Origin of the sequence: Jannaschia sp. S6380 (genome assembly GCF_023015695.1) — a bacterium.
Classification (GTDB): domain Bacteria; phylum Pseudomonadota; class Alphaproteobacteria; order Rhodobacterales; family Rhodobacteraceae; genus Jannaschia.
In genome coordinates, this window is record NZ_JALKAS010000001.1 from 2,283,875 (window position 1) to 2,293,937 (window position 10,063).

General features: G+C 67.8%; 11 protein-coding genes. 6 read left to right on the plus strand and 5 right to left on the minus strand.

Annotated elements, in window-relative coordinates:
- Position 1 precedes the first annotated feature (1 nt).
- The 6 genes from motA (at position 2) to MWU52_RS11885 (ending at position 6,895) form a co-directional block, all read left to right on the plus strand.
- Positions 2-865: a flagellar motor stator protein MotA gene (gene motA, locus MWU52_RS11860; RefSeq protein WP_246952283.1), complete on the plus strand. Its 864-nt coding sequence runs from the start codon at positions 2-4 to the stop codon at positions 863-865.
- Positions 862-2,625 carry a hypothetical protein gene (locus tag MWU52_RS11865; protein WP_246952285.1) on the plus strand — a complete coding sequence of 588 codons (1,764 nt, stop codon included), beginning with the start codon at positions 862-864 and terminating at the stop codon, positions 2,623-2,625. The genes motA and MWU52_RS11865 overlap by 4 nt, the downstream gene beginning before the upstream one ends.
- A 64-nt stretch (positions 2,626-2,689) precedes the next feature.
- On the plus strand, positions 2,690-4,750 hold the full coding sequence (locus MWU52_RS11870) for a flagellar biosynthesis protein FlhA (protein ID WP_246952287.1): 2,061 nt from the start codon (positions 2,690-2,692) through the stop codon (positions 4,748-4,750).
- Entirely contained in the window at positions 4,747-5,502 is a 756-nt protein-coding gene (locus MWU52_RS11875; RefSeq protein WP_246952289.1) for a flagellar biosynthetic protein FliR, read from the plus strand. The genes MWU52_RS11870 and MWU52_RS11875 overlap by 4 nt, the downstream gene beginning before the upstream one ends.
- Complete coding sequence (locus MWU52_RS11880; RefSeq protein WP_246952291.1) at positions 5,499-6,572, plus strand: flagellar type III secretion system protein FlhB; 1,074 nt, start codon at positions 5,499-5,501, stop codon at positions 6,570-6,572. Before MWU52_RS11875 ends, MWU52_RS11880 begins: the two co-directional genes overlap by 4 nt.
- Complete coding sequence (locus MWU52_RS11885; RefSeq protein ID WP_246952293.1) at positions 6,569-6,895, plus strand: hypothetical protein; 327 nt, start codon at positions 6,569-6,571, stop codon at positions 6,893-6,895. The genes MWU52_RS11880 and MWU52_RS11885 overlap by 4 nt, the downstream gene beginning before the upstream one ends.
- Positions 6,896-6,920: 25 nt before the next feature.
- On the opposite strand, the gene MWU52_RS11890 is transcribed toward MWU52_RS11885, so the two are convergent.
- The 5 genes from MWU52_RS11890 to MWU52_RS11910 are packed head-to-tail and all read right to left on the minus strand — an operon-like array spanning position 6,921 to position 10,062.
- Positions 6,921-7,379 carry a hypothetical protein gene (locus MWU52_RS11890; RefSeq protein ID WP_246952295.1) on the minus strand — a complete coding sequence of 153 codons (459 nt, stop codon included), beginning with the start codon at positions 7,377-7,379 and terminating at the stop codon, positions 6,921-6,923.
- Between the two features lie 2 nt (positions 7,380-7,381).
- Positions 7,382-8,113, minus strand: a complete 732-nt coding sequence (gene flgH, locus MWU52_RS11895; protein ID WP_246952297.1) for a flagellar basal body L-ring protein FlgH — start codon at positions 8,111-8,113, stop codon at positions 7,382-7,384.
- Positions 8,114-8,139: 26 nt separating this feature from the next.
- Positions 8,140-8,553 (minus strand): flagellar basal body P-ring formation chaperone FlgA, encoded by a 414-nt coding sequence (flgA, locus tag MWU52_RS11900; RefSeq protein WP_246952299.1) that lies wholly within the window; start codon positions 8,551-8,553, stop codon positions 8,140-8,142.
- Positions 8,550-9,335, minus strand: coding sequence for a flagellar basal-body rod protein FlgG (gene flgG / locus MWU52_RS11905; protein ID WP_246952301.1), 786 nt, complete (start codon positions 9,333-9,335; stop codon positions 8,550-8,552). The genes flgA and flgG overlap by 4 nt, the downstream gene beginning before the upstream one ends.
- Before the next feature lie 13 nt (positions 9,336-9,348).
- Positions 9,349-10,062 carry a flagellar hook-basal body complex protein gene (locus MWU52_RS11910; protein ID WP_246952303.1) on the minus strand — a complete coding sequence of 238 codons (714 nt, stop codon included), beginning with the start codon at positions 10,060-10,062 and terminating at the stop codon, positions 9,349-9,351.
- Position 10,063 lies beyond the last annotated feature (1 nt).

Consider the following 10,063-nt stretch of genomic DNA (forward strand, 5'->3'; position numbering starts at 1 on the left):
CATGGTCGGACTGGCGGGAATCGTCTGTATCTTCGTGATGGTCTTCGGCGGCTATCTCATGGCCGGCGGAAAGATGGCGATCATCCTCAAGACGCTGCCTTACGAGCTGACGATGATCGGCGGCGCGGCCGTCGGCGCGTTTCTCGTCGGCAACAGCATCTCCGAGGTCAAGCACACGCTCAAGGACATCGGAAAGGTCTTCAAGGGTCCGAGATGGAAGGCCGATGACTACCGCGACCTGCTCTGCCTGCTCTACGAACTCGTGCGGCTGGGCCGGCAGAACGCCGTCGCGCTCGAAGAACATATCGAGGCGCCCGAGGCCTCGGACATCTTCGGTGCCTATCCCCGTATCGTCGCCGACGCCGAGGCGGTCGCAATGATCTGCGACACGCTGCGCGCCATCTCCATGAACTACGACGACCCCCATCAGGTCGAAGAGGTGCTGGCCACGCGGATGGAGGAAAACTTCAACCATTCGATGCATTCGAGCCATGCCCTGCAATCCATGGCCGACAGCCTCCCGGCGCTGGGCATCGTCGCGGCGGTCCTCGGCGTCATCAAGACGATGGGATCGATCGACCAGCCGCCCGAGGTCCTGGGCAAGCTGATCGGGGGGGCGCTCGTCGGGACCTTCCTGGGCGTATTTCTCGCCTACGGGATCGTCGGCCCGTTCGCCATTCGCCTGAAGGCCATCAACGAACAGGACGCGCATTTCTACACGCTGATCCAGGAGGTTCTCGTGGCGAACCTCCACAACCACGCGACCAATATCTGCATCGAGGTCGGGCGCCAGACGACACCGACGCACATGCGCCCCAGCTATTCCGCCCTGGAAGAGGCCCTGAAGTCGCGGAAGGCCGCATGACCGTGTTGCGCATCTGGCTCGCCAGCCTGTTTCTGGCTCTGGCGGCTCCGGCGGGCGCGACTCCGATCCCGGTCCTGTCTGGCGAACATGCCGATTTCAGTCGTCTGGTCTTCGCCCAGTCCGCCCCGCGGATCTGGACGATATCCGGCCTAGGCACCCGTGAGGTCCGGATCGCGTTCCGCGGACCGCCACCGGACCTCGATCTCGGGAACGTCTTCGACCGTATCCCACGCACGCGACTGCGCGACATCGGCGCGACCGGCCCGACACTTCGGTTGGCGCTGGGCTGCGCCTGCGACGTCGATGTCAGACAGATCGCTTCCGGTCACATCGTGATCGACCTGCGCGATCCGCCGCCCGAACGGGTCGACGAGATCGCGCGCGGCCCCGGCCTCTGGCCCCTTGCACCTCATCCCTTCGCGTTAAGGGGCTTCGCGGCCGAAACGATCCCGGCCGACTTGACCAGGATCGGTCCGCTCGCCGCGGCCGACGCAGCGGCCGCCGACCTTCAGGTGCGTCTTCACCCCGCCCGCAGCATACCCCTCCTTCCCGACCCGCAGCGCGACCGCCCGGAACGGGTGCAAGGCCTTGCCTGCCCGCATGAGGCTTTCGCGGAACAGGTCCTGCAGGACGACCCCGCCGAGGCCATGTCGAAACTCCGGGGCCAGGCCGCAGCGCTTATCGACGCGAACGGACGCGATGAGGGTCGGGGCTGGCAGGATGCCGTGCGTCTCCGGCTGGTCGCCGGACTGGGTACCGAAGCCATCCATGTCGCCCGAACGATCGGCGACCCCGATCCTTCGGTTCTCGCCATGGGGGCGGCGCTGGACGATCTGCCCCGCTTTCCGTCCCTGACGCTCGACCCGGCCTGCGGACCGGCCACGACGCTACTAGCTCTCCTGGATGCCGCGTCGCTGGACGATTGGGCGCGGGTCGATTCGACGGCGTTGATCCGGTTCGTGGACGCGCTGCCACCGCTTCGATGGCAAGATATCGAACCGCGACTGCGCGGCCGGTTGGCGCGTGCGGATCGCGCCCACCTTCTCGACGGCCTGCATCCCGCAGTGCCCTCTCGGACGGAACCGGCGCCGGACGAAGCCGAACGTCTCGCCGCAAGAACCGACTTTGACGCCGTTTTGGCAACGACCGAAATCCTGCGTCAACATCGCAAGGACGGCCGGCCCGTCGATGAGTTGCACCTGGTGAATGCGCTGGCACTCCGCGGCTCCGTGCCGGAAGGTCCGGAGAGGACCGAGCTCGATCTGGCCCTGGCAGGCGCGCTTGTCGTCTCGCGTCATCCCGCCGACGCGCTGCGACTGGTCGACGAAAGTGCCGTCGGTGCCGACCTGGTGCTCCACGCGGCGCTAACGGAACTTCCGGCGACGGCCGCGGTCGAGTTCATCGCACGGCTTCGGCCATATCTTTCACGGGAAGAAAGACGCGACCCCCGGATCGCAGCTCTCTTCGAAGCAGTCGGACTGCCCGGGGCAGCGTCGCGTTTTGCCGGCGGGGGTGCGGCGGAGCAGCCCCGGACCCCGTCCGAGATGACGCCCGAGCCGTGGTTGACGCGAGACCTCGGGACCGTGGCCGATGACCCCGAAGAGCGGCCCGCCCGCCGCGCGTTCGCGCGCCTCGTCGTCGCGAAGAACCTCTCCGTCCCGCCAACGGGCGACCTGGCCCGTGCCGAACGTGACCTGGATGACAGCCGTGCCCTGCGTACTTCCCTGGAACGACTGATCATGCCGGAGGAGCCATCGTAACGGGGCATTAACCACGGGCGGACTAGATCGATTCCATCAGGAGCAAGGCACGGGATTCCCTGCGATGAGATCGATCTTCCAACCGACCGTCCTTCTGGCGGTCGCCCTGATGGCCGTCATCCTGATGATGATCCTGCCGATGCCCTCCTGGGTCCTCGATATCGGCCTGGCGACGAGTTTCGCCCTCGCCATCCTGATCTTCACGACCACGCTCTTCATTGAACGCCCGCTCGACTTCTCGGCCTTCCCGACGATCCTGCTCGCATCGCTGATGCTGCGACTGTCGCTCAACGTCTCCTCCACCAAGCTTATCATCGGCGAGGGCCATACCGGAACGGATGCCGCCGGAAAGGTGATCGAGGGATTCGCCAGTTTCGTGATGGGTGGCAGCATCGCGCTCGGCCTGGTCGTCTTCGGCGTGCTGCTGATCGTGAATTTCATGGTCATCACCAAGGGCGCCACGCGCATGGCCGAGGTCGGCGCACGGTTCGCGCTCGACGGGATGCCCGGCAAGCAGCTCGCCATCGACAGCGACATGTCGGCGGGCGCCATCGACCATGCCGAGGCCAAGCGCCGCCGCGAAACGGACCTCGCCGAGACGACCTTCTTCGGATCACTCGACGGCGCCTCGAAATTCGTGAAGGGGGACGCGGTCGCTGGTCTTCTGATCACGCTTCTGAACTTGGTCGTCGGCCTGTCGGCGGGGATGATCGCCCACGGCATGCCCATCGGACAGGCCATCGAGACCTACGCGATCCTCACGGTCGGGGACGGGCTCGTCTCGCAGATCCCCGCCGTGATCATATCCATCGCATCGGGCCTCCTGCTCGCACGGGGCGGCGGAACCGGCGTCGTCGATATCGAGATCGTCGCCCAGATCGGCCGGCGGCCCGCCGCCTTGGCGACTGTTGCGGCGATCATGTTGGTCTTCGCCTTGGTTCCCGGCCTGCCCTTCCTGCCCTTCACGATCGGCGCCGCGATCCTGGGCGGCGCGGCCTGGCTGCGTCATCGCCGCAGCCAGACGACCGCGACCCAGGACATGCCAAACGACGCGGGCCCCGCGCCGCAGCGAGAGATCGGCGACGTCCTGACGCTCGACGATATCTGCGTGGAGTTCGCGCTCGATCTCGTCGACCTCGCCCTCGACCCCTCGAACGGACTCGAATCCCGCATCGGGGGCTTGCGAGACCACATCGCCGAGCGTTTCGGCATCATCCTTCCCGAGATCCGGCTGACTGACAACCAGGGCCTGCCGAGCAGCACCTACATCATCCGTATCCAGGGCGTCGAAACGGCGCGGGATCGGCTGGAGCGGGACCACGTCCTCGTGCTGACTGGCGCGGGCACGCCCGAACACCTGCCGGGCCGCGCGGTGAAAGAGCCGGTCTACGGCGCGCCCGCGAAATGGATTCCGGCGGATGCCGCTGCCGAACTGATCGGAGAGACCATCGTGACCCCGGGCGAGGTCCTCGCGACGCACCTGCTGGAAGTGATCAAGTCGAACTTCCCAAGGCTTCTGGGGCTGAAGGGGCTGCATCGCTTGCTGGACGCCTTCACCAAGGTCTCCTCACCGGAGCGGTCCGTCGCCAACCGCCGCCTGCTGGACGATGTCATCCCCTCTAAGGTCCAGCCCGAGCTTCTGCTTTCCGTGCTGCGCCTTCTGCTTGCGGAACGTGTGTCGGTGCGGAACCTTCCGGTGATCCTGGAGGCCATCGCCGAGCGGCGAGACATGGGTCTGACGCCCGAGGAGGTCGGCGAGCATGTTCGCCACCGCCTGGCCGAGCAGATCACGGCCGAGTTCCGCCGTGCCGACGGCACCCTGCCCGTCCTGCAGCTTTCGCCCGATTGGGAGGTGGCGTTCGATCGCCATCAACTGGAAGGGGCGAACGGCCGCGCGGACATCGCCTTGCCGCCGGACATGTTCCAGAAGCTCGCCATGGGCCTCGCCGAAGGGGTCGGTCGTGCGGCGGAACAGGGCAACCACGTCGCTGTGGTGACGTCCGCGCGGCGCCGCCGTTTCGTCCGCGAGGTGATGGCCGCCCGCGGCCTGCCCAACCCGGTCATCGCATATGAGGAGATCGGCGCGACCACGCCCCCCGCGATCCTGGGGTCCGTCGCCGCATGATCGCGGCGATGCTGGAGCTTCAGGCCGCCGCCGCGCCGATCTTTGTGGGCCTCTTCGCCTTCTTCCTTCGTGTCGGCGGCCTGCTGCTGCTGCTGCCGGGCCTCGGGGATCGGCTGATCCCGATGCGCATCCGCCTGATGGCCGGGCTGGCCTTGGCCGCGGCCGTCGCCCCGACGATATCGACACCGCCGGATCTGACGCCGGGGCTGATCGCCTCCGAGATCGCGATCGGCTTCGCGTTCGGCGCCGTCCTGCGGTTCGTCGCCGCCGCGCTGACGATGGCCGGGATGATGGCCGCGCAGCTGACCTCGCTTTCGCAGCTTTTCGGCGGGGCTGAGCCATCGTCGGCAATGGGCAATGTCCTGAACCTCGCGGGGCTCGCGCTGATCATGGCATCCGGCCTGCCGCTGATGACGGTCGAGATGCTGATCCGGAGCTACGACGTCTTGCCGATGGGAGCCGTCATGCCCGGCGGTGACCTGGCCGCCTGGGGTGTGGCACGGGCCGGCCAGGCCTTTGCACTGGCCTTCGCGATGGCCGCGCCTTTCGCACTGGCCGCGCTCCTCTACAATGCGGCGATGGGGGTCATCAACCGTGCCATGCCGCAACTGATGGTGGCCCTGGTGGGGGCGCCGGCCATCACCGGCGCGAGCGCCGTCCTTCTGTTCCTCGCGGCGCCGCTGATGCTGTCGGTCTGGAAGACGGCCATGGTCGCGGCACTTGGCGACCCCGTCGGCGGGGGCCTGCCATGAGCGGGGAGGATGGCGCCGAACGCAGCCATGAGGCAACCCCCCAGAAGCTGGAACGCGCGCGGCAGAAAGGCGAGATCGTCAAGTCGCAGGATCTCGCGACATGGGGAGGCTATCTGGGCGCCCTGCTCGGCATGACGCTGCTCGCACCGTTCGTGGGCGCCCAGCTGCGCGACCTCGGCGGCACCCTGCTCGAGCAGAGCGATCTGCTCGCCGCACCGCTGCGGAGCGGCGGATCGGGCCCGACCGGACCGATCCTGGCCCGGTCGCTGTCGGCGGTGGGATTGCTGGTCCTGCCGATGGCGGGCCTGGTGATCGCCGTGCTCGTCGCGCAGCGTGCGATCGTCGTCGCGCCGTCCAAGCTCGCCCCAAAACTGTCGCGCATATCCCTGGTTTCGAATGCGAAGAACAAGTTCGGCCCCTCGGGCCTGTTCGAGTTCGCCAAGTCGGCCGTCAAGATGATCGCGTTCTGCATCCTTCTGGCTTGGTTCCTGGTGGGCCATGCCGACCGGATGGTCGCCGCGGCCGCCGGCGATCCGCGGGCCATCGTCGGAACGATGGCCGGCATGCTGACGGAGTTCGCCGTCGCGGTTGTCCTCCTCTCGGGGGCGGTGGCGGCCATCGACTACGCATGGCAGCGCCATGCCCATCTCAGCAAGAACCGGATGACGCGCCAAGAGGTCCTGGACGAGATGAAGCAATCCGACGGCGACCCGCACATGAAGGGAAAACGTCGCGAGAAGGCGCAGGAAATCGCGTTGAACAAGATGATCCACGACGTGCCCGACGCGACCGTGGTTCTGGTGAACCCGACGCACTACGCCGTCGCGCTGAAATGGTCGCCCAGCGATCCGACGCCGCCGGTCTGCCTTGCCAAGGGGGTTGACAATATGGCGCACCGGATCCGCGAGGCCGCGACCGAGGCCGGCGTTCCGATCTACAGCGACCCGCCCGCCGCCCGCGCGTTGCATGCGACGGTGGAGGTCGGCGACCCGATCGCGCGGGAACATTTCGCCGCCGTCGCCGCCGCCGTGCGCTTCGCCCGCAGTCTGACCGGCGAGGATGCCCCGTGACACGCGACCGGCTGGACGAACTGCGCGATCTCGCCACCCTGCGAAAGGACCGCTCGGCCGCGAGGCTGGCAAAATATCAGGGCCTGATTGATGGGCTGGAGGAGAAGGTGCGCGCGCTGCGCGACGCCCGGCCGCCGGCCCCGGAATCCGTCGCCGAGGCGGCCGCACGCGATCGCTGGAGTCGGTGGCGCGGGCAACAGCTCATGGTGTTGAACCAGCAGATCGCACAGCTCAATGCCCTCGCCCAGCCGCATCGCGAGGCGCATGCGCGCGATCACGCGCGTGAGATCGTGGTCGACACGTTGCGCAAACGTCGCGGCTGAGTATCGCGACCCGGCTCCTGAGGGATCAGGTCGCCTGTCGCGCCATCGAGACGAGGAGAATCCGCGCGGTCTCGTCCGACAATTCGCGGACAAGCACCTCGTCGAGCCGTGAGCGCAGCCGCTTCAGAACCTGCGGCGTCGTGAAGTCACCGTCGAACCCGCCCAGGCTGGCATGCAGGAACAACGCCTGATTCAGCCCGTCCCGCAACAGCGGCTCGCGCAGCAGAATGTCATCCTTGGCGGTGTGTCCGGCCTTCGCCCCCAATGTCAGGATCACGTGGCCCCAGACCTGGCCGTCCCGCAAGACCGGCACGATGAAGCCGTCGCGGAAGGTGACGAATGCCTCCTTCTCTGGCGCGGCCGGCTCCGGCCTGGGCGCGGCGTCCTCGACCGCCTCGGCCGGGGCCGGGCGCAGCAGGTGCCCGGCCGCGCCGCCGCCAAGGGCCGCGACCAGGATGACCGCGATGGGGATCAGCTTCGCCATCGTCAGAACGGCAGCAGGATGTCGGCCACCTGCTGTCCATAGCGCGGCTGCTGCACATCGGTGATCTGGCCCCGGCCCCCGTAGGAGATCCGCGCGGCGGCGATCTTGTCATACGTGATCTCATTCTGGCGAGAGATATCCTCGGGCCGGACATATCCGGTCACGAGCATCTCGCGCAGTTCGAAGTTGACGCGCACTTCCTGACGGCCTTCGATACGCAGCACGCCGTTGGGTTGGACTTCGACCACGGTCGCGGCCACGCGCAGCGTCAGCCGCTCCTTCCGGCGGACGCCGCCGGACCCCTTGGACGCGCTCTTGGACGAGGTCCCGACCGCGTTCGCGAGGCTGGACCCGGCGGGCAGCTCGTCCTGAAGGCTCTGCGGCAGGCCCAGGAATTCGGGCACCTGCATCGACTCCGAACCGCTTCGGGATCGGTTCGTCGCATTGTCGATCTCGGCACGCTCGTCGATCTCGACCACGACGGTCAGGATGTCGCCCTGCTCTCCGGCCCGCCGGTCGCCCAGCAGCGACTGCCGGTCGCCGGCCCAGAGCGACGCCGCGCGAACCGGATCGCGCACCGCCAGGATGTCGACCGGCGCCGGCATGGCCATGGCCCGGCTTTCGGCGCTGGCGGCGACCGGCGTCAGATCCGGAGCCTGGCCCACATCGGCGACGCGCCCGCAGGCGGAGAGGGTCAGAAGGGCCGCGGCGGCGGCGATCGCGATACGAGACATGGGTTCTCCGCTGGGAAAGTGTGAGTTCAGTTGACCACGACCGCGCCGGTCTCGGTCGCGATGCCGGTCAGCGTGGCGCGCGACGACAGGTTCATAACGCGAACGGGTTCCCCCGCGCCGGCACGGCCGAGCGCCCGCCCCTCGAGGGTGATCGTCAGTCCGCCACGGCGAAAGAGCAGCGGCACGATGGCGTTCCGTTCGATGACCGTCGGCAGGCCGACGTCGCGGGCCAGGATCGCGCGCCCGGGGTACAGGTTCACCCGCGCTTCCAATCCGATGACATCACGGGGGTCCGCGAACCCGTCCTCCGTCTCCGTCTCCGCGAAGGTCAGGTCGTCGGCCGTCAGCGCGGTCCCGGCGCGCACGGCGTGGATCACGGTCACGGATTCCGCGGCAAGCGGGTGGGCGACCAGGGCCAGGAGGAACGCCAGACGGATCATCGGATCTGCGTCGTGGCCGACATCATCTGATCGGCCGCGGTGATGACCTTGGCGTTCATCTCGTAGCCGCGCTGCGCCTCGATCAGATCGGTGATCTCGCGCACGGCGTCGACGGAACTGTCTTCGAGATAACCCTGACGGAAGAAGCCGAGCCCGTCCTCGCCTGGGAAACCGGCGATCGGGGCTCCGGAGGCGCCCGTCTCGGAATAGAGGTTCGAGCCCAGCGCCTCGAGGCCCTTCTCGTTGCTGAACCCCGCCAGCGACAACTGCCCCAGCAGTTCCGGCTCCGTCCGGTCGACGAAATAGGCATAGACCTCGCCCTCGGGGTTGATCGAGATGGACCGCGTATCGTCCGGAATGGTGATGTCCGGCACGACCGGATGGCCGTCCGACGTCACCAACAGGCCATCGCCCGTCCGCTTGAGCGCACCGTCGCGCGTATAAGCGGCCGCGCCCGACGGCAGCGTCACCTCGAGATAGCCCCGCCCCTCGATGGCGAGGTCGAGATCGCCGCCCGTCTGGCTGAGCGCGCCCTGCGCCACCTCCATCGCCACAGCCGTGGGCCGGACGCCGAGGCCAAGCTGGACGCCGGCCGGAACCAGCGCCCCGGTCGAAGACGCGATCGTCCCGGCGCGCGTGACTTGCTGATAATGCAGATCGGCGAATTCCGCCCGCCGCGCGTTGTAGCCGGTGGTGTTCATGTTCGCGAGGTTGTTGGAGATCACCTCGACCCGGGTCTGCTGGGCGGCCATTCCGGTGGCCGCGATGCTCAGTGCACGCATGTCTCGCGTCTCCTCATTGATCCAAAAGCCGGAGCATCGAGCGCATCCGGTCGTCTTCACGGTCCATGAATCCCTGCCCCATCTTGTAGGCGTTCTGGACGGTCACCATCCGCGCGATCTCCGTGACGGGATCGACGTTGGATGCTTCCAGGAATCCCTGCCGCACCTGTGGCGCGTCCACCGGGCGATAGGCTTCGGCTTGGAACGTCGTCGCTGCCTGCCGGCGCATCGCCCCCGGGTCCTCCGGGACGACGACGGCGAGCTTGGCGATCGGCTGGCCATCCGACGACACGGTGCCGTCGGGCGCGATGCCGACCTTCTCCGGTCCGCCCGGCAGGACCAAGGGCGCGCCGCCCTCGTCCAGTACGGGATGTCCTTCCGGTGTCACCAATGTGCCGTCAGCCCCCGCGGTGAAGGCACCGGCCCGTGTCAGACGGGGCTCGCCCTCGACCTCGACCAGAAAATAGCCCTCGCCCTCGATGGCGATGTCGAAGGTGCCGCCGGTCTGCTCCAGGCCACCCTGTTCGAACCGGGTCTGACGGCCCGTCGCACTGGCGAAGGAGATCGAGGGCGCGTCCCGCCCGGTTCGCACGACGTGTTCCGAAAAGATCAGCCCTTCGGCGCGGTATCCCGTGGTGTTCGCATTCGCGATGTTCTGCGCGATCACGTCCATCTCCCGCAGGAGGCCGGACTGGCGCGCCAGCGTCGGATAGAGCCCGTCGGTCATG

Excerpts from the sequence above, each read along its gene's own strand:
- MWU52_RS11910 (WP_246952303.1), bottom strand. The coding sequence starts at position 10,062 with ATGACCGACGGGCTCTATCCGACGCTGGCGCGCCAGTCCGGCCTCCTG.
- flgA (WP_246952299.1), bottom strand. The coding sequence starts at position 8,553 with ATGATCCGTCTGGCGTTCCTCCTGGCCCTGGTCGCCCACCCGCTTGCC.
- flgG (WP_246952301.1), bottom strand. The coding sequence starts at position 9,335 with ATGCGTGCACTGAGCATCGCGGCCACCGGAATGGCCGCCCAGCAGACC.
- MWU52_RS11865 (WP_246952285.1), top strand. The coding sequence starts at position 862 with ATGACCGTGTTGCGCATCTGGCTCGCCAGCCTGTTTCTGGCTCTGGCG.
- MWU52_RS11880 (WP_246952291.1), top strand. The coding sequence starts at position 5,499 with ATGAGCGGGGAGGATGGCGCCGAACGCAGCCATGAGGCAACCCCCCAG.
- flgH (WP_246952297.1), bottom strand. The coding sequence starts at position 8,113 with ATGTCTCGTATCGCGATCGCCGCCGCCGCGGCCCTTCTGACCCTCTCC.
- MWU52_RS11875 (WP_246952289.1), top strand. The coding sequence starts at position 4,747 with ATGATCGCGGCGATGCTGGAGCTTCAGGCCGCCGCCGCGCCGATCTTT.
- motA (WP_246952283.1), top strand. The coding sequence starts at position 2 with ATGGTCGGACTGGCGGGAATCGTCTGTATCTTCGTGATGGTCTTCGGC.
- MWU52_RS11870 (WP_246952287.1), top strand. The coding sequence starts at position 2,690 with ATGAGATCGATCTTCCAACCGACCGTCCTTCTGGCGGTCGCCCTGATG.
- MWU52_RS11890 (WP_246952295.1), bottom strand. The coding sequence starts at position 7,379 with ATGGCGAAGCTGATCCCCATCGCGGTCATCCTGGTCGCGGCCCTTGGC.